The sequence below is a fragment of the Acidaminobacter hydrogenoformans DSM 2784 genome (assembly GCF_900103005.1).
Taxonomy (GTDB): Bacteria; Bacillota; Clostridia; order Peptostreptococcales; family Acidaminobacteraceae; genus Acidaminobacter; species Acidaminobacter hydrogenoformans.
On sequence record NZ_FMWL01000001.1, the window covers coordinates 142,086 to 161,681 of the forward strand.

Annotated in this window: 17 protein-coding genes; 1 reads left to right on the top strand and 16 read right to left on the bottom strand. The window is 54.4% G+C overall.

What is annotated here, in order from left to right:
- The first annotated feature begins 29 nt into the window (after window positions 1-29).
- Entirely contained in the window at window positions 30-2,543 is a 2,514-nt protein-coding gene (locus BLP63_RS00615; protein WP_092588951.1) for a helicase C-terminal domain-containing protein, read from the top strand.
- Window positions 2,544-2,735: 192 nt separating this feature from the next.
- Here BLP63_RS00615 and BLP63_RS00620 read toward each other — a convergent pair whose 3' ends face one another.
- From BLP63_RS00620 to BLP63_RS00695, 16 genes are all read right to left on the bottom strand, one after another.
- Window positions 2,736-3,476, bottom strand: a complete 741-nt coding sequence (locus BLP63_RS00620) for a lytic transglycosylase domain-containing protein (RefSeq protein WP_092588952.1) — start codon at window positions 3,474-3,476, stop codon at window positions 2,736-2,738.
- A 741-nt stretch (window positions 3,477-4,217) separates the two neighbouring features.
- Window positions 4,218-5,030, bottom strand: coding sequence for a glutamate 5-kinase (gene proB, locus BLP63_RS00625; protein ID WP_092588953.1), 813 nt, complete (start codon window positions 5,028-5,030; stop codon window positions 4,218-4,220).
- Window positions 5,031-5,109: 79 nt separating this feature from the next.
- The gene (locus BLP63_RS00630) at window positions 5,110-6,402 is read right to left on the bottom strand and encodes an alkaline phosphatase family protein (protein WP_092588954.1); all 1,293 of its coding nucleotides are present in this window, start codon (window positions 6,400-6,402) and stop codon (window positions 5,110-5,112) included.
- Window positions 6,399-7,199: a hypothetical protein gene (locus BLP63_RS00635; protein ID WP_092588955.1), complete on the bottom strand. Its 801-nt coding sequence runs from the start codon at window positions 7,197-7,199 to the stop codon at window positions 6,399-6,401. The genes BLP63_RS00630 and BLP63_RS00635 overlap by 4 nt, the downstream gene beginning before the upstream one ends.
- A gap of 147 nt (window positions 7,200-7,346) precedes the next feature.
- Window positions 7,347-8,570 carry an ABC transporter permease gene (locus tag BLP63_RS00640; RefSeq protein WP_092588956.1) on the bottom strand — a complete coding sequence of 408 codons (1,224 nt, stop codon included), beginning with the start codon at window positions 8,568-8,570 and terminating at the stop codon, window positions 7,347-7,349.
- Window positions 8,567-9,358 carry an ABC transporter ATP-binding protein gene (locus tag BLP63_RS00645; protein WP_092588957.1) on the bottom strand — a complete coding sequence of 264 codons (792 nt, stop codon included), beginning with the start codon at window positions 9,356-9,358 and terminating at the stop codon, window positions 8,567-8,569. The genes BLP63_RS00640 and BLP63_RS00645 overlap by 4 nt, the downstream gene beginning before the upstream one ends.
- A gap of 281 nt (window positions 9,359-9,639) precedes the next feature.
- On the bottom strand, window positions 9,640-10,665 hold the full coding sequence (locus tag BLP63_RS00650; RefSeq protein ID WP_170829207.1) for a BMP family protein: 1,026 nt from the start codon (window positions 10,663-10,665) through the stop codon (window positions 9,640-9,642).
- Between the two features lie 55 nt (window positions 10,666-10,720).
- Window positions 10,721-11,653 carry an ABC transporter permease gene (locus BLP63_RS00655; RefSeq protein WP_092588959.1) on the bottom strand — a complete coding sequence of 311 codons (933 nt, stop codon included), beginning with the start codon at window positions 11,651-11,653 and terminating at the stop codon, window positions 10,721-10,723.
- Window positions 11,646-12,842 (bottom strand): ABC transporter permease, encoded by a 1,197-nt coding sequence (locus BLP63_RS00660; RefSeq protein ID WP_092588960.1) that lies wholly within the window; start codon window positions 12,840-12,842, stop codon window positions 11,646-11,648. Before BLP63_RS00660 ends, BLP63_RS00655 begins: the two co-directional genes overlap by 8 nt.
- Window positions 12,839-14,506 carry an ABC transporter ATP-binding protein gene (locus BLP63_RS00665; RefSeq protein ID WP_092588961.1) on the bottom strand — a complete coding sequence of 556 codons (1,668 nt, stop codon included), beginning with the start codon at window positions 14,504-14,506 and terminating at the stop codon, window positions 12,839-12,841. The genes BLP63_RS00660 and BLP63_RS00665 overlap by 4 nt, the downstream gene beginning before the upstream one ends.
- Window positions 14,507-14,822: 316 nt before the next feature.
- Complete coding sequence (gene tyrS / locus BLP63_RS00670) at window positions 14,823-16,055, bottom strand: tyrosine--tRNA ligase (RefSeq protein ID WP_092588962.1); 1,233 nt, start codon at window positions 16,053-16,055, stop codon at window positions 14,823-14,825.
- Between the two features lie 468 nt (window positions 16,056-16,523).
- Entirely contained in the window at window positions 16,524-16,886 is a 363-nt protein-coding gene (locus BLP63_RS00675) for a hypothetical protein (protein WP_092588963.1), read from the bottom strand.
- A 133-nt stretch (window positions 16,887-17,019) separates the two neighbouring features.
- Window positions 17,020-17,523, bottom strand: coding sequence for a hypothetical protein (locus tag BLP63_RS00680; RefSeq protein WP_092588964.1), 504 nt, complete (start codon window positions 17,521-17,523; stop codon window positions 17,020-17,022).
- Window positions 17,524-17,536: 13 nt separating this feature from the next.
- Window positions 17,537-17,953, bottom strand: coding sequence for a SoxR reducing system RseC family protein (locus BLP63_RS00685; protein ID WP_092588965.1), 417 nt, complete (start codon window positions 17,951-17,953; stop codon window positions 17,537-17,539).
- 151 nt (window positions 17,954-18,104) lie between these two features.
- Window positions 18,105-18,818 (bottom strand): ABC transporter ATP-binding protein, encoded by a 714-nt coding sequence (locus tag BLP63_RS00690; protein WP_092588966.1) that lies wholly within the window; start codon window positions 18,816-18,818, stop codon window positions 18,105-18,107.
- On the bottom strand, window positions 18,815-19,561 hold the full coding sequence (locus BLP63_RS00695) for an ABC transporter permease (protein ID WP_170829208.1): 747 nt from the start codon (window positions 19,559-19,561) through the stop codon (window positions 18,815-18,817). Before BLP63_RS00695 ends, BLP63_RS00690 begins: the two co-directional genes overlap by 4 nt.
- Window positions 19,562-19,596 lie beyond the last annotated feature (35 nt).

The window sequence follows — 19,596 nt, forward strand, 5'->3', positions numbered from 1 at the left end:
TTTTCTATACTTGAAGAGGAGGTGTCCAAATGTCAAAGACTGCACTGCTGCGTGTTTCCGTTCGGGAGCTGGTAGAGTTCACCCTGCGCAGCGGCGATCTGGATGCCTCTTTTAAATCCAGTATCCGCGCCCTGGAGGGCACTCGGCTTCACCAGAAGGTTCAAAGGAGCCGGGACGGTAATTATCATGCTGAGGTACCCCTCAGCCTTGACCTGACACGGGACGGCGTACAGCTGCGGCTGGAAGGCAGAGCAGACGGGGTCTTTGAGGAGGCCGGACTCACTTTTGTCGAGGAGATCAAGAGCACTCTGACACCTCTGGATCGCCTGAAAGAAAACGACAAACCCCTGCACTGGGCCCAGGCTCAGTGCTATGCCTACATCCTGGCCAAAGAAGCCCTCGCGGGGAACGTCAGCAGCAGCGTCAGCACAAGCGGTACGGATGCTGACACTGATACCGGCATAGCTACTGATATTACTGCCGGTCACGAAACCGCCATGGATGACACCACTAACGCGGACTCCAACCCCGACCCCGACTTCAGCCGCCATTTCCAAATTGGCCTCCGCCTGACCTATATCCACGCTGAAACAGAAGCGCTCCTTCAGTTTGACAAACGGTTGACCTTCCAGGAGCTCTCTGACTTTATGGAAGACCTTCTCCAGCGCTACCTGAAGTGGGTCACGTGGCAGCGCCACTGGCGCATCACCAGAGACGCTGCCATAGAAGCTGTAAATTTCCCTTATCCCGCTTACCGCACCGGCCAGAGGGCCCTCGCGGTGCGCATCTACAAGATTATTCTAACAGGCGGGCGTATGTTTGTCCAAGCCCCCACCGGCACCGGAAAAACCATGTCCACCCTGTTCCCCGCCATCAAAGCCTTAGGCCTGGGCCATGCGGACAAACTCTTCTACCTCACCGCCCGCACCACCACCCAGGCGGTTGCCGGTGCGGCCCTGTCCCTCCTTAGCAGCAGCGGACTCAGACTCAAGTCTGTCATCCTGACCGCCAAGGAAAAAATCTGTTTCCTGGACAAGCCCGCCTGCACACCCGAGGACTGCCCCTATGCCAAAGGACATTACGACCGAATCAACGACGCCCTAATGCAGGCGCTTGAACGTTTTGACCTACTTACCCGGGAAACCATCAGTGACATAGCAAAAGCACACCGGGTCTGTCCCTTTGAAATGGCCCTGGACCTGACCCTCTGGGCAGACCTTGTCCTCTGCGACTACAATTATGTCTTCGACCCCCGGGTCAGCCTCAAGCGCTTTTTCGACGTGGACCTTGGCGCCAATTACGTTTTCCTGGTAGATGAAGCCCACCACCTGGTGGACAGAGCCCGGGACATGTTCTCTGCGAGCCTTCAGAAGTCCGCAGTCATGGATCTGAAGAAGCGTCTCAAGAAACCTGCCCCCAAGGTCAGCAGGGCAATGGATAAAATCAACACCCAGCTGATCGCGCTAAAAAAAGAGGCGGCTCATAGTCGCTTCACCGCCTATGAGGACCTCCCAGAGCCTCTCCTGGCGACCCTTCGGCGGTTTGACGAGACTACCCAGAAATTTCTCGCCGCCTCCGAAAAAAGCGGCATTGATCCCGCCCTCAAAGACGAGCTCCTGGATTTCTATTTCGACGTCCTGGGTTTCCTGCGGATCTCCGAGCTTTACGGCCCGGACTTCATCACCTACACGGAATCCTTTAAAAATGACCTTACCGTCAAGCTCTTCTGCCTTCATCCAAAACGCCTCCTGAACGACGCCATGTCAAAGGGCAAGGCCGCCATCCTTTTTTCAGCGACCCTCCACCCCCTTGGCTACTTCCGGGACGTTTCCGGCGGCCGGACGGAGGATGCTTGCATCCGCCTGCCGTCCCCCTTTGAGCCTTCCAACCTGGGCCTCTATGTCTACAGCGCCCTGTCGACCCGGTACAAAGATAGACACCAAACCACCCGGGAATTGGCGTCCCTGGTTCAAACCGTGGCCGCCGCAGGCAGGCCGGGCCACTATCTGGTCTTCTTTCCCTCCTACGAGTACCTCCGCATGGTTCTGGCCGACTTCGAAGCCCTGGAAACCGGTTTTGAGGTGGAAGTTCAGCAGCAGGCCATGGACGACACCCAGCGGGAGGTGTTCATCAAAAGCTTTGATGCGCGCCCAAGCCGCAGCCGCGTTGTCTTCGCGGTCCTTGGAGGCCTCTTCTCCGAGGGCATAGATCTCACTGGCGACCGGCTCAGCGGTGTGGTCGTCGTGGGCGTGGGCCTGCCCCTGCTTCACTACGAAAACGACCTGCTGAAGGACTTTTACGACCATGCCGCAGGGGATGGCTTTGGCTTTGCTTACCAGTTCCCGGGCATGAATAAAGTCCTCCAGGCCGCCGGCAGAGTCATTCGCACCGAGACAGACCGGGGCATTGTCCTCCTCGTTGACGACCGCTTCACCCACACCAGGTACCGCAAGCTGTTCCCGCCGGAATGGTCCCATGCGGTCACCCTGCGGTCCACCGAAGCTTTGGCAGGGGCGCTGGACGCGTTCTGGAACAATGGCTGAAGAGCTTTATGACGATGGTTGAGGGTGCTGGCTTTGATGACCATCGGCAAACGCACTTTTTATCTTCTATATTAGAACGGCAGCCCACACCGCCGCAAACACAAAAATCCCCTGTCCACGCCGACTCAGATGGTCGCCCTGACAGGGGATTTTTTTGATATGTGGCTGCCGCCAGTGCCGCGCCGCTAAGCGCTAATCGTTGAAGGCGACGTATTTTGCTTCGAGCTTCAGGATCTTTTTCGAGTAGCTCGTCGCGTAGGTACCGTTGCGCTGATAGTAACGCGCAAGGTTGTATGGGCCGCGGTTGTATTCCGAGAGGATGCGGTGGTAATTCTCACCATAAGCGTCCTTCAGAAACGCTAAATAAGTTGCCGCCAGTCCAATGTTGTATTCCGGGTCAAAAATTCTCTTGGGATTGTACTCAAGTCCGATCTCCTGGCCCATATCCCTGGCCAGCCACCGTTCAGTGGATGGGATGATTTGCATCAGCCCTCGGTCTTGATGTGTACCTACCTCTGTGGGATTAAAGTTGCTCTCTAATTCAATGATCGCCAGGATCAGCGACGGCTTCAACCCAAATTGTCCTGCGTAGTCCAAAAGAATTTCCGAGGTTTCCAGGTCGAGCGGGGTCTGTTCTGCGATCACCGCAGCCTTTTGCTGCAGTTTTTTTAAGGTAAGCGTCTCAGGCTCCTCAATTTGAATGGCCTCGTCGACATGATTGGACATTGCCGCGTATAAGCGGTTGGCTGCCTCAAAATCGACATTCTCCTCTGCGGATGGGGCCTCAACGTGGATCTCCTGAACTGAAGTTGTCAATAATGATCCCAGAATACGTCCCTCGTTATTAAGGTGGGCAGTCCCACCTGTCAGCGCCGCGGACCACGTGATCAGGAGACCAAGTGCAGACGCGAACGCCTCTCTATAACCAGACATGTATTGGTTCAACACCTTTCAAAAATAAAAGAATATCTATGATCAACGCCTATCCTGCAGGTGTCCCGATGACGACCGGCATTTTCAGCAGTGAACCGATTATATCACACTGTTACTTTTTATCAACCGCACGCCGCTGATCAAAAACTGGGAAATAATAGTTTTTTTGTGGGAAGTACATCAAAGGATATCCATAATATTCTATTTATAGTATATTTTAATATATTTTTTTATTAAAATTTGAATGAAACCAGCGCCTATTTTTGAGGCTCGTTCCCCATTTTTAGCGGTTTATATGGCTGCTTTTGACACTTAACCTGCATAATACTCGAATTTTCTCGTTTCAGGCACCCACTTCGCTAAATAGCGTGTTATTGATGAACCTGTTGCCCTTTTCATCCAATATTTAACATTTATAAAAGGTCAAAACTGATATCCCGAATCATATTTTACATTATATGTATGTCTATTTGTGGTTTTTATACAACTGATTTGAATCTCATAGCGATTTCGACAAAATAATCTCAGGGCGGGACTGGGCCCACCCGTAAAGCCACCCAAAGGCAAGCGGCACCTTGCATGCTTTAAATTGGTTTTTGAAGACTCGACGTGCTGCAAGATGCCATAGTGGTGCCGCAGAGGTGCTAAAGAGGTTCTATAGAGGAACACGGACCGTAAAAAAAGAAGTCTTGGAACGTAGGTTTATTCCCACGTTCCAAGACCTCTTTTTCTCGTATTCAATTATCCTTGCGACCTGTGGCTTTCAGGTAAAAACAGTGTTCCCAGGCGCTCTCCTGCCATGATCCGGTTCAGCACTTTGTCCGTAGAGCCGTTTGCAATAATCATGTAAGCACCGCCGCTGAGAGCGATTTCTGCCGCACGCAGCTTCGTGGCCATTCCCCCGGTTGCCAGTTCGGATCCAGCACCCTTGGCGAGGGCTCTCAAATCATCATCAATGCGCTCGACCGTTTGAATGAGCTCGGCAGATTCATTCTTATGCGGGTCATCGCTATAGAGACCGTCAATGTCCGAGAGCAGGATCAACAGATCCGCGTCAATGTTGCGGCAAACGAAAGCGGATAACGTATCGTTGTCCCCCACCTTGATTTCGTCGACGACGACAGCATCATTTTCGTTGACGATTGGGATGACATTCATTTTGAGCAGTGTCTCAAAGGAATTGCGAGCGTGATGACGGTGTTTCTCATTCTGAAAGTCGACATTGGTCACCAGAATCTGACCTATAATCTTGCCATACTCACTGAAGAATTTCTCGTAAAGGTGCATCAGCACGCCTTGGCCCACCGCCGCAGCCGCCTGCTTTTCGGGAATCGTCTTTGGCTTGACCTTGAGGTTCAGCTTGCCGACACCTGCCCCAATAGCGCCCGAGGTCACGAGGATCACTTCATAGCCCTGGTTCTGCATGTCCGCCAGCTGGCGCGTCAGCAGGTCTATTTGATTGAAGTTCATGTGACCTGTTGGATGAGTCAGTGTCGAAGTGCCCACCTTGACGACCACGCGTTTTACTTTTTTCAGCATATCTTTTCTTTCCATACTGCTCCACCTCTGTCTCTTCCGTCTTTTTTCGCTAAGCTGTCTGTGATTTGTCACCGCTTGGCGATTACATTGAACTCTATTCGTCTGTCAGGGGCGCCACGTGCATGGCCCTGTAGAGGCGCCGCTTCCCTCCCGCCCTCAGATGATAGAGCTTGGCGCGGTCGGTGAGATTTAAAACTATGGGCATCAAATCACCAGCGGTGATTCGGTGGGTGCCCTGCCCGCAGGCTGCCTCGTCAAAGGCGTCGCCCAAATCGCGTCGAGTCATGTCCCCCAGGAATACCACCGGTACGGATTCACCGGAATGGATCAAGGTTCCGCTGCTGGCGGTGCTATGGTCGCCTGTGATGATGTAGAGGTAACCTTCGTTGACTTTTAGGCTCGCGAAGGCACGATCCAGCGCTTCAAGGACCCGGACTTTTTCCTGTGGCCTTTTGGTATGCGCTGCCGTATCCGGCGCCTTCGTGTGGATGTGAATATAGTCATAATCCAGCTGGTGCCCCAGCTTTATGGCTTCTTCATAATCCCCGCACTCATAATAGTCCATTTGAAGGGAGGCCGCGACGCCTTTCAGCAGCTTGCTCGATCCCACAACCGCGCCGCGCATGCCGTTTCTGAGATGAAACGCTTCAGGCAGCCCCAGTCGCCCGGCCCATTTAGTCAGCAGAAAGTTCCCAGGCAGCGCCCCTGCGGCTTGCCGCTCTTTATTCAGCGGATGTTCGCTCAGGCGCCTGTACGTTTCCAGCAAATACTGATTAATCCACTTCGCCAATGCCTGGGCTTTTTCACCGGTCGTCTCAAAGGGGGTGCAAGCCATAACGCGCTGGCCCTCATAGAAGGGATCCGTATCCGAGACTTGGGGATCAAAGCGTTGGATACAGTTCCTGAGTATTAAAAATCCATGGCTGTCATGGGAAAAATACCACTCCGCGCGAACGCCTCCAAACTCTTTGGGCAGCGCCCGGGCTAAGGTCTGTGCTTCTTTAATGCCAATCCCCGGGGTAAACCTTTCCCTGATGACAAAGCTGCCGATGGTCTTTTCTTCCAATCTCCCGCTCTCGTGCGCCACCGTGGCCCAGGAAGTTCTCAGGATGATGTCCTCTGCAGCGAGACTCAGATTTTCTCCAATAGCATCTATGACCGCCCTACCCGGATATTCCTCCGGCTCATAGCCAAACAGCAGGTAGTGGGCCTGATCCGTCCCCAGAGGGATCCCCGGTTTGAAAGGCACCATCAGGCCCGTTTCGCCCGCTTTGGCAATTCGGTCCAGGTTGGGGCAATGGGCCGCCTGCAGGGGCGTCAGCCCGCCCAAACTTGGCTGACCGCGGTCACCAACGCCGTCCAGCAAAAAAAGCATGGTTTTAATCATGGCTTAAGCAGCGCCTTAACTGCAGCCTCCAGCTTCTGGCGGTCATATTCAAACCCGAGGCCCAACGCCTCAGCGACCACTTTGTGGATTGGGGCGAGATAATCCTGGAGATAGGCTTTGAGCTGAACCGGATCATACTGGACGCTCCCGTCCGCGAGCATGTAATTTCCACTGAAGGTACATGCCGGGTGGTTGACGCCTTCCTTCCAGTCCCATCCAATCAGGTTTTCGACGACGGCGCCATCTTTAAGTGTCCGAATGGGCTGGAGCAGGCGTACGCCTTCAGCTTCAATCACACTGGCTAAAAAATCAAGGACCAGAGGCAGCTGGTTGAGCTTGACCCGGCCGTCGTGGCTCTCCCGCTCGCCGGAAATGATGACGTGCCCGAGGCGCCTCGCGAAGGGCAGTCGGATCAGGTGGAAGTAGGCATGGCAGCCAATGCAGGGGCTGTAAAAGCCAAACTGGCGGTTGAGCTGCGCCACGTGGCGGCCATTGATGATGCCCCATAGGTACGGGTCGCTGTAAAAGACCAGGTCGCCTAAGGTTTTCATTTCGCCATAACGGGCTTCCACTGCGGCTTTCAGGCGGCTGTGATTTTCGAGCAGGTCCCGGGTGTCGCCAAATTCCGTGCCCGCGAAGCTGGCCACGGGCAGTACAAAGTCACAGGCCTCGTCCTCGAAAGCCGCCATGATGGCCGCGACACTGTCACGGCCCGAGAATTCGCCGACCCAGGCATTTGCAGGTGCTGACTGGATCACAGATTCAATGACCTCAGGTTTGGTATTGAAATAGATCACTCATACCACCTCTTTCACGATTAGTCCTATCATACAGCATCTAAGGCAACAGGAAAATACTCAAATGTCTGAAAAGTCAAATTTTTGTATTAACCTGTCAACCCTGTGGACTTGGGCTGGGGTGGGGATTTCAAGAAGCAAACGTCCTTAGGCGTTGAACATGATTCGCTCTGAGCTGAACATTTTTCGGATGACCGCCACTAAGATGGCAAGAAACACAAAGGAAACCCCCAGGTTCAGGACCAGCATCTGCCAGGTCATCTCGTAAGACAGCGACATTTTCATCAGCATGATGTTGCCGTAGATGGGAATGCCAAATACCCACAAATCCGGCTGACCAGTGCCAAAGGTCGTCAGAACCCCCATCAGCATGACCAGCATATAGACCGGCATGATGTAGGTCCCCGCTTCCTTGACATTGCGGGCGTAAACACTCACGAGACTGATCAGCGCTACATAAATCATGGTCAACACTATGGCAATGAGCAACAGCGACGCGATATAACCCGGCGTAATGATGAAGCCGGCAGCCGCGGCTCCCGCTGACTGCGCCTCGACATTTCCAAAGAGGAACTTTGCGAAAGGCGCGGAGGCGACCATCCCAATCATAGTGGATATGCTGCTGAGAAATGCTACGACACCAAGGCTGAGCAGCTTTCCAAAGGCAATAGCCTCCCGGCTCACCGGCGTCACCAGCATAGTGGCCATGGTGCCCCGTTCCTTCTCTCCAGCTATAGCGTCAAGGCCGACTCCCATTCCGCCCGCGAAAAGAAAGATCGAAAGCAGCAGCGGCAGGAAGCTTCCAACACCCTTCCCAGCCACTTTTTTAGGATCTGCTACGACTTCATCTGCCAGTTCAAAAGCGCTCAGGTATTGGGCGTCTCCAAAACGGGCTGTTAAAACCCTTGCTTCATAATCCTCCAGAAGGCCTGTCCTCAGCCTGCTCCTCGCATCCACCGAGTAGTCTTCCGCGGAATTGAAATAGATTTTCACACCAGGCAGGGCTTCCTTCTCATAGCTCAAGAGCTGGGTATCAAAGCCGGCGTCAAAGGCAAGGATCGCGTCCAGAGCGCCCGTGAAAAGCAGACCCTTTAACTCCGGCAGCTTGGAGGCTTCGAAGTTTTGGAGGGTCATGTCTTCCTGAGGGGTGTTTTCAACAAAAGTAACGAAAGACGCTGGCGCATCAATCACCGCAATTTCTGTCTGGTGGGCCTGACGGTCCTCGACCATCCGCGTGATCATAACGCCCATGACACCATAGAGAAGCGCTATGGTCAGCGCCGGCATCACAAACGCTGAGATCACGAGCCTGCGGTCCGTAAAAACCCTGGCCAGCTCCTTTTTAAGCACTGTAAGGATTTCGTGGCTCATGCGCGTACAACCTCCTTCGCCTCAGGATTTTGCCGCTGATACAATCTGAAAAAGGCGTCCTCAAGATCACTTTCCCCCACTTCTTCCAGCACCTCTTCAAGCGTGCCCTGAGCTGCGATCTCACCGTTCAGTATGACTGCGAAACGGTCGCAAAGCTTTTCCGCCACAGACATGATGTGGGTGGATATGATGATGGTCTTGCCCTGGGCCTTCAAACTAAGCAGATAATCCGTCACCGTCCTCGCCGTGACAATATCAAGGCCGTTGGTAGGCTCGTCAAAGATGACAACCTCAGGGTCGTGGATCAGGCTCACGGCAATGGACAGCTTCTGTTTCATGCCCGTGGACAGATCATCAATTTTCGTATCCTGAAAGCCCTCTATGCCAAAGGTCTTGAAAAGCGCCTCCGCTCTAATTTCAATTTCGCTTGTCGACATACCATACAGGCTTCCAAAGTAACGTATGGTATAGCGCGGTGTAAAGTGTCCGTCCAGTTTCAGCTCGTTGGTGAGAAAAGCAATGCGCCGCCTGACCTCGACCCCCTGCTCGACTGTATCAAAGCCACAGACCTGGATTGTTCCTTCCGTTGGCGACAGCAACGTCGAGACGCAGCGCAGCGTCGTGGTCTTGCCGGCCCCATTTGGACCCAGCAGCCCAAAGATTTCTCCAGGCTTCACCTCGAAGTCTATGCCGCCCACCGCTGTTTTGACATTTTCTTTTTCCTTGCGCTGACGCATTTGACGTTTCGTCAGCTTATAAATTTTAATGAGTCCGCTGACTTTAATCATCCTGCGGCCCCCTTCCAAATATGAATTCCCTAAATCCATAATAGACCCCTTAGCGCTGAATTTCAAGGGGACCGGGATGTTGTTGGTTGGGGACAGGGCCGGACCGAAAAATCGTCAGCGGAAGACAGGGACGGGCCGCTGGCCAGTCCCTGTCCCCAACCAAATCGCCGGTCCGGCCCTGTCCCCTCCTGTCCGTTCCCTAAAACAAACAAGCAAAAGCCCTGCCTCCCGGCAGGGCCTCCTCTTTGCTATGCGCTTCATCTCTAATTTAACGCGAACGCCTAATCCCCCGGTACGTAAGGGTTTTCGACCTTGCCGTCCTTAAGATCTTGAATGGTCTGCTCCACAACCGCTTTCATCTCATCCGTGATCTCATCCGTCCACTGGACGTCGAGGACGTCATCCGCCCAGCCAAGGGATTTTCCAGTCGCCGTCAGCTTGCCGTCCAGGAAATCCTGAACCGCGAACTTAAAGAGACCAGGCGTGTTGTAAGTCACACTTGAAATCACCGTGCCTGGTGCGACCTCATTTTGAGGCGAAATGTAGCCTACAGCCTTAACGCCTTTCGTCTTTGCCGCGTCAATGGAGCCCAGGCCAACCTGGTTTGCAGAGCAGAACACCAGGTCTGATCCCGCTTCAATCATTGCCAGAGCTGTTTCTTTACCCTTCTGGATATCATCCCAGGAGTTGACATACGTTTTAGTGACCTTAATCGCCGGATCCACCGCAATAGCCGCAGCTTCGAAGGCATCAAGGGTTCCCTCAATAACAGGGAAAGGGAATGAGCCAATAGCGCCCATTTGCTTGCTGGTGGTGTTCATGGCTGCGAGGGTTCCTGCGACGTAGCCGCCTTCCCACTCACGGATGCCTATGCCGCCTACGTTTGGTTCAACGCCCTCTTCAGAGTTGATGACCATGTAGAAGGTTTCCGGATACTGGGGACCTACGGCTTTTGCCGCATCAAAGAACTGAGTGCCATGAGCGAAGACAAGGTCATAACCTTTTTCGCCATAATCCCTGAACGTCGACTCAAAGTCAGCTTGCTGGACGCTCTCGACGTATTCCATTGTCACGCCAAGGTCGCTCTCAACCAGTTTCAGGCCTTCGTAAGCTGTCGCGTTCCAGCCCTGGTCGTTGATTGGTCCCGGAAGAATCAGGACGATCTTTGGAGCCTCCTCCGCTGGTGCTTCCCCGCCTGGTGCCGGATCTGCAGGCGCAGCCGGTTCAGCCTTCGGCGCGCAGCCCGCAAGGCTGGCCACAACGAGTACCACTACCATGAGCCAGACTAACCACTTCTTGTTCACCATTGCTCTTTTCCCCCTTAATTTTGTTTGCACGGCGCCCTTTGCACCTGCGTCCGCGCTATTTTGCATAGGCTTTTCCCAAAGCCTTTGGTGCCACTGTTTTGCCCACAATCCCCGTCAATGCCACTACCGTCAGGAGATAAGGGAACATCAAGAGAAACTGGTATGGAATTTCGACACCGGCAGTCTGAAGGCGAATCTGAAGTGCATCTGCCACACCAAAAATCAAAGACGCGATCAGGATGCCTTTTGGATTCCACCTTCCAAAAATAACCGCTGCGACAGCTATGAAGCCCCGGCCGGAAATCATATTATCCACGAACATATTGAACTGCCCCAGGGACAGGAACGCGCCGCCAAGACCAGCGAGAGCCCCGCTGGCCAGCACACAAAGGGTGCGCACCCGGTTGACCGGTATGCCCACTGTGTCCGCTGCCGTTGGGTGCTCTCCCACTGTACGGATATTGAGGCCCCAGGAGGTCTTATACAGAATGAACCAGGACACCGGCACCAGCAGGAAGGCTATGTAGACCAGGGCTGTTTGCGAGAACAGGATCTCCCCCACAAAAGGAAGCGTCGACAGTCCCGGAAGAGACACCGGCGCAAAAGCGTTGACCGTTATAGGCGTGGTCGTGATGCCAAACAGCGCCCGGAAAAAGAAGCTTGTGAGACCCACCGCCAACAAATTGATGGCAATGCCGCTGACAATCTGGTTGATCTGAATCTTTACCGTAATCAGCGCAAACAGCGCCGCCAAAGCGACCCCGCTCAGCATGGCCACCAAAGCACCCAGCCACTGGCTGCCGGTAAAATAGGAGCCCACCACGCCAGCAAAGGCACCCGTGAGCATGATCCCTTCAAGGCCTATGTTGACGACTCCGGAACGCTCAGAAAACATGCCGCCCAGTGCGGCAAACAAAATGGGGACGGACAGCCGGAGCGCCGCAGACAGCAAAGCCACGAAAAAAGCTGCATTCATGATGTCATTCATGCGTCGACCCCTCCCTCAATGCGCTCGTTGCGCTCGTTGCGCTGGTTGCGCTGGTTGCGCTTGTTGTCTCTTTGCGCCCGTCGCGTTCGTTGCGTTCGTTGCGTTCGTTGCGCTTAAGCCTCATTTCAAGCTTTGGCCGCAGCATATTCCCCGCGAGCACCAGAATGATAATTAATGCCTGGATGATGCTGACAATGTTTGCCGGTACGCCCACACCCCGCTGCATGGCGCTGGCGCCGGTCTGCAGCATTCCCAGAAGGATCGAGGACAGGAACACACCCGCCGGCGTCGCGCCCCCGAGGAGCGCCGCCGCTATGCCATCAAAACCCACATTTCTCGAAAAGTTGTCCATCAGCCTGTGATGGATGCCGTTGATCTCCGTGAAGCCCGCGACCCCGGCCAGTGCCCCTGAAATAACCATAGCCAGGATCATGTTCCGCCGGATGTTGATGCCCGCGTACTCAGCGCCGTCCGGATTGTAGCCCACCGCACGCAGCCTGTAGCCCAGCGGCGTCTTCCACAGGATGACGTAGACCAGGACGCTGAGGACAATGGCCACAATCAGCCCTATATGCAGCCGCGTGTTTTGAATCAGAAACGGCAGAAACGCATTTTCGCCAATCATATCCGTCTGCGGATAAAAGCCTGCCGCTTCGCGCAGAGGCTTATCCACCAAAAAGCTCAGCAGATAAACCGCTACATAGTTGAACATGATGGTGACAATGATTTCACTGGAGCCAAACACACCCTTGAGGACGCCCGGGATCAGGCCCCAAATGCCCCCCGCCGCAACCGCTGCCAAAAGACATAGGCCAATAGTCACCGCAGGCGGCAAATGTCCTGTCTTAAGCCCCACGAAGACCGCCGCCATGGCCCCCGCGAACATCTGGCCCTCGCCACCAATGTTGAAAAGCCCCGTCCGGAACGCGAAGGTAAACGCCAGACCCGTGAGCGCGATGGGCGTCGCTTTGACCAGCACCTCCGCAGTGTTATAGGTGCTGCTGAAGTTGGAGAAAATCAGATACCAGTAAGCCTCCAGCGGGTTGATCCCAATGAACAGAAGCAGGACGCTGCCAAGCGCCAGCGCCAGGATCACTGAAGCTATAGGGACCAGCAAGGAAAAGGCATTGAAGCGCCGGGCGCCCGGCTTCAGAAAGACGTCTTTAATGCGTTTGTCCAGCGCGCTCATGGGCTCACCTGCTCTTTCGGATTTTCTGGGAGATCCCCTGACACTTGGTCCGGTGTCAGAGTGTTGCTTTGGTTGGTCCGGTGACCATCGGCAAAACGATTGCCCTCAACCGGTGCCTCACCAGCCCCCCGCGGCGCCTTCACTGCCTGTTCGTAGGTCAGCCCCGCCATCATCAGGCCAATCAGGCTCTCGTCAAAGGCCTCGTGGGCAAGCTCCCCCATGATCTGCCCCTTGTAAATCACTGCGATCCGGTCTGACAGCTGATTGATCTCCGACAGCTCCGTCGAGATCAGCAGCACCGCCGTGCCGTTTTCCTTAGCCTTCAGGATCTGCTTATGGATAAACTCCGTGGCGCCTATGTCCACGCCCCGGGTCGGCTGCACCGCAATCAGCAGCTTTGGCCCCTTGTCCACTTCCCGGGCCACCACGATCTTCTGCTGGTTCCCGCCGGACAGCTTGCGCGCCTCCGAATCCCGCCCCGCCGCCGAGGTCTTGATGGAATACTTCTTTATCATCTCGTCCGCGTGGCTGTAGATCTGCCCAAAGTCGAACAGCCCGCCCTTCGTGAACGGCTTCTTGCTGTAGTCCTTAAGGATCAGGTTTTCGCCGATGGTAAAGTCAAGCACCAACCCGCGCTTATGGCGATCCTCCGGTATGTACCCCACGCCTTTTCCAATGATCTCAAGAATAGACTTCCCCGCAATTTCCTCACCGCTCAGGAAAATACGCCCGCTCTTGACACCCCTCAGCCCCACAATAATCTCCGCCAGCTCCTTCTGACCATTGCCGTCCACCCCCGCAATGCCAAGGATTTCTCCCGAGCATACGCTTAAAGAGACGTCTTCCAGGGTGTGGTTACCCAACTCCCCCTCGCAGGTCACGCGCTCAAGCTCCAGCACCAGCTTGTCCGCACAGCAGCGGCCGTCCCGGCACGCCGGCGACAACTCACGCCCAATCATGAAGCGGGTCAGCTCGTATTCGCTGGAATCCTTCGTCATGACCGTATTGGTAACCTTGCCGTCCCTCAGCACCGTCACCCGGTTGGAGACCGCCATAACCTCCCCAAGCTTGTGAGTGATCAAGATGATGGACATGCCCTCATCTGACATGCGCCGCAGGGTTTTAAACAGCTCCTCTGTTTCCTGGGGCGTCAGTACCGCCGTAGGCTCGTCCATAATCAGGAGCTTGGTGCCCCTGAAAAGGGCTTTGACAATTTCAACCCGCTGCTGCTCGCCCACTGAAAGCTCGGCGACCATAGCCCGGGGATTGATCTCCATGCCGTAGCGGGCCGCGATCTCGAGGACTTCTTTTTCAAGCTGGTCCTCCTTGATCAGGAAGCCCTTCTCCTTGCCCATGCCCATAATGATGTTCTCAAGGACATTATGTACCGGGACCAACATGAAATGCTGATGGATCATGCCTATTCCAGACAGGATCGCGTCCCGGGAAGACGTGAAGTGCCTCGTCTGCCCGTCAAACCAGATCTCGCCCCCGTCCGGCCTGTAAAGGCCGTAGAGCACATTCATAAGCGTTGACTTGCCCGCACCATTCTCACCCAGGAGCGCGTGGATTTCGCCGGGCATGACGTCAAAGTCGACGCCCTCATTTGCCGCAAAAGTGCCAAAGTACTTGCTGATGTTTGTCATCTTAAGTATAGGATTCATTAAAGTCCTCCTGACACGATTAGGTACCACCGCTGGACGAATCGTCTAAATATACGGAATATTCGTAGGATTAAGATTCTGCAAAACACGAACGTTCGCCTTTGTTGAATTTAGATTAAAAGACACACAAAACAAATGATTTACAACGTTAATTTTTATGTATTTATTCCAAAGGATAGACAAAAGCTGGCAGTTTGGTGGGGGACAGGGACGGACCGCGCGCGCGGTCCGTCCCTGTCCCCCACCAAACTCACTACCAATAAAAAAAGGAAGCCCCGCCTCCCGGCAGGGCTTCATCCCCTTGCATCACATAACTTTACTTCAGCACAATCCTGTGATAAATCTTCTTGCCCTTTCGGATCATCAGCGCGCCATCTTCAAAGCGGTCCGCGCCAACGGATGTCTCGTGGCTTTCCACGACCTCACCGCCCAGGGTAATCCCCTTCTGGGCGATCAGCCTTCTGCCCTCGCCCTTGGACGAGATCAAGCCAGCGGCCATCAAAAGGTCCACAATGTTCATGCCGTCACCACCTGCGAAATCAGCGGCAGCCATTTCCGTAGTCGGCATCTCCGCCAGATCCCCGGAATTGCCAAAGAGCGCCCGCGCCGCCGCCAGCGCCTTGTCCGCCTCGTCCTTACCATGGATGGTGTTGGTGATCTCGTAGGCCAAAATTTCTTTCGCCTTGTTGATCTCCGAGCCCTCAACCTGAACCAGGCTTTCGATCTCCTCCAGCGGCAGGAAGGTCAGGAGTCTGAGGCAGTTCTCGACGTCTGCGTCCTCGACATTTCGGAAGTACTGGAACAGCTCGTACGGCGACGTTTTTTCGGGATCGATCCAGATGGCGCCCGCTTCGGTTTTGCCCATCTTGCGACCATCGGAAGTCGTCAGCAGTTTGAACGTCAGGCCGAACACCTCGCCCTGATCCGCCTTGCGCACGAGCTCGACGCCCGCCAGGATATTGGACCACTGATCGTTGCCCCCCAGCTGCATCTTGCAGTTGTAACGTCTGTAGAGCTCCAGGAAGTCATAAGCCTGCATGATCATGTAGTTGAACTCCAGGAACGACAGGCCGCGCTCCAGGCGGGACTTGAAGCACTCCGCCGACAGCATGCGGTTGACCGAGAATTTGGATCCAATCTCCCGCAGGAATTCAATATAGTTCAAGTGGTCCAGCCACTTGGCATTGTTGTCCATGAACCCGGAAACGCCGTCAATGGTCAGGTGATTTTGCAGCTGACGCTTGATCTTGGCCGCGTTCGCGTTGATTGTATCGTAGACCAGCATTTGCCGCATCTCCGTCTTGCCGGACGGATCCCCGACCTTGACCGTGCCGTCGCCCACCAGCGCAATGGGCTTGTGGCCGTGGCGCTGCATGTGCATCATAACCATGATCTGGATGAAGTGGCCTATGTGCAGACTGTCCGCCGTTGGGTCAAACCCAATGTAGAACGTGACCGACTCCTTGCCCAGCAACTCCCGGAGCTCTTCCTCGTGGGTGGCCTGCTCAATGAAGCCCCGCGCCTTTAATACATCAAATACGTTTTCCATGTTAATGTGAACCTCCCTCACAAGATTGACTGATTTTCTCACTTGAATTGTCTGAGTGCCTATCGCAAAATTTCCAGCGCCGCGCCCAAAAACAACAAAAAACCCTCGCGTCCCGGTTAAGGACGAGAGGGCTCGTGGTACCACCTTAATTCATACCATCTTTCAGCTGCAGGCCTCCTAAAAGGCTTCTGCCGATGGTATCTCAAAAGCGTCTTAACGCGCGCCCGCGCAGCCCGGTTCGACCCCACCCGTCTTACGCGGTGGTTCCGCTATCCGTTCTGAAGCTCAGAAAACCGTAATTCATCCCATATCTTCGTCAGGCCTCGCACCCCCGGCCCGCTCTCTGAATGCCCCAATATCAGACTACTTTGTTCCGTCACAGCCCTGTACTCTCTGAAATGACTATGCACCTATCCTAACGGTTTTAGCGCAGGCTGTCAAGAAGCAACCTGCCGTTCCTTCATTAACTTACTCATAGTCATCCTCGAGAATCAGCGCCTGCCGGGAGAGGTGCTCCTCAATTTCCCGGATAAGCTCCTCAGGTATGAACTCGATCAGTACCCGGGTCGCGTAACCCATAGCCGTCTGGCGTACACTGACGACCTTCGCGACGACGCTGTGCACGTCCTCTTCCAATACCATTTCAAAGCCAATAACTGATCTTGGCGCCAAACGCCTGGAGAGCACCACAGTCACAAAGTTATCAAACAACGAGGTCATATCAATATAAACGGGGCGTTCCACATCTGCCATCTGGCCGTTATAGAAAATTTTGCGCGCACCGTCACCATAAATGTCAGGAACCTGGGACTTTTTTCCTTGCAATGTCATAACCATCCCACCTTTCTGTCGATTCTGATATTTATTTACCCAGTGTAGGACAACTCACGCAAGGAATTTGGCTCAAAGAGGTTAACAAACGCTATGATAGTTTAACTAAATTCCACTGTCGGTCAACCCGCATTCATGATTTTCTGCCTACGCCGCTCACAGCCTTGACCAAAATGACCAGCCCTATGAGAATGAGCGCTGCAGGAAGGCCGTAGAGCGCCAGCGCTTCCCTGGAGATCCAGTGGTTCTCGGCTATAAACGTCAGCGCTGCCATAACCAGCAGTACCGCCCCTACCAGCAGCGCCCAGTGCGCTGTTTTTGGTCCGAGCGCCGCACTGACGAGATAGATGACCAGAAACGCCAGCCCTATGAAGACCAGCGGCGCCATGTTTTCCAGTGACCTTGGAAGCAGCCTCATGGACATCACCAGATCATTGAACCCCAGAAAAAGGAGAATGGAGCCGGGGATCAAGTAACCAATGTTGCGGCTGCCATTCTTTTGTATCCCAAAGTAGGCCGCCAGGAAGAGTCCGCCCAGAACAAACAGCGTCACATCAAAATCAAAACGGAAGATATTTTTAAGGAGCAGAAGAAGTCCAATGACAATGAGCGCTGCGCCCATCCATTTTCCTTTCATAACTACAAGCACCTCACAGTTTTTTCAGGATGCTGCGCATTTTCAGGACGTCCCTGTCCCGCCTCAGAACAGCGATCCCCACATAAGATAAAGCCAGGAAAACGAAGCCGGTCAAGATGCCTACAAGCTCAGGATTGATTGGAACCAGTTCCGAGAACACCTGCAGACCTAAGACCACACCCAGAATAAACACCACCAGCGGCAGTGTGTAGAGTATCAGAGTGGACTGAATAATGGCGTGCTCAGGCGCTTCCAGGACTACGAAATCCCCCTGTTTGGCCTGCAGGGCGTTGTCCACCTCTACAATGAGCGGCGGTTTGCTGCAGCCGCCCGAGCAAGTCGCGCATTTGTCACCACAGCTCGACATCCGCGCAATTTCTATAACCGCTTTTTGTCCTCGAAGTCCAACGACGAGTCCATTTTTTTCCATAATAAAACCTCCTGATTCAGGGTTATTAATTATTATACCCTTTTTCAGAAAAAAAGTGCGACTTTTTTGAGATTCGTTCTCAAGTCACTATCCAAAGCGTTGAAAACACCATCTTCAAGACTCTACAGTATAATGTAAAAGCACTTACCTCTCACCGACTGCTCACCAGCAAGTTATAAAGCCTTTGGCGCAGTGCGTACAGTGCCGGATCAAAGATAGCCCGTCCCTTTCGTTCAAGGGACACCTCCAGGCGCTCCACAATCCTGAGGGGCGGTCCGCTGACGACAACAATTGTATCCGCCGTCAGGAGCGCCTCATCGAGATCGTGGGTCACCAGCACCGCCGTCATTTCAGAATGGGACATGATGTTGCCAAAATCCGCGATCAGATCCAGCTTCAGCTCAAGATCCAGGCCTTTAAAAGGCTCATCCAGCAGCATCAGCCGCCGTCCCGTGGCCAGCGCCCGAGCAAGGTCAATCCTTCCGGCCTGCCCGCCGCTGAGGGCTCCAGGGCGGCGCAGTCTGAGGGCTGACAGGCGGGTTAAGGACAAGCTTTCCTCGATCGCCATTCGCCGCCGCGCCTCCGTCCAGTCTTCCGGCAAAGCGAAGGCCACATTTTCCTCCACATTTAGCCAGGGGATAACCCTGTGATCCTGAAAAACAAAGGCCGGCCCGTTTTCCGGAAGGCCCTCCACCCCACCCTGATCCGGCACGTCAAGACCTGCCAGGAGCCTGAGGAGCGTCGTCTTTCCACTGCCGGAAGGCCCCAGGAGTGCCGTGACCCTTCCCGGTTCAATCTCCAGTGAAAAGTCGTCCAATATCACCGTGCTGCCCTTTTTCTTGGACATTTGCTCAATTTGGATCATGCCGCTTCCCGCCTTTCGCTATCCCGCTTGAGGAGATGCTTGAGCCAAACCTCAAAAAGCAGGCTGAGCAGCAGAATCACCACGGTCCAGGCATAGGCCGCCTCCGTCTCCAGCGTCAGCTTGCTGACATACATTTGGTAGCCTATGGCATATTTAGGACTGCTCAGCACTTCTGCCGCCACGGTGACTTTAAAGCCCAAGCCCAGACATGTAAACAGCGCTGCGTTCAAGTAAGGCCACACGGCCCTGAGATACAGCTGCTTCCATACCTTGGTCCGGCTGACGCCGTAAAGCTCGGACATCTCCACCAGCCGCCCGTCCACCGCGCCCAGGCCCTGAAGCACATTGCCCCAGATCACCGGCAGACACATGAGAAGCGAGATGAACACCGGCAGATAGTTGGAATCCATCCACATGATGGCCAGTATAATGAACGACACCACTGGGGCACTGCGGATCGCCAGCATGGCCGGCGCAATCAGCCTGCGTGCCAGCGGGGAGACAAAGGAAAGCCCCCCCAGTACCACGCCTGAGCTGACGGCGATCAGCAGACTCAGCAGCACCCTATAGACCGACCAGGCTGTCGAAATTGCGAAATCCCGCTCAAAAATAAGCGTCGACAGCCTCGAAAACACGGCCAGCGGCGAAGGCAGCACGAAAGGCGATCCAACCAGCCAAGCGGCGAGCTGCCAGAGGCCAAGCCAGAACGCCGCCACCCCGAGACTACCCGCGATCCGCTTCAACCTCCTCAGATGCTTCACTCCCCCGCCGGCTTCCA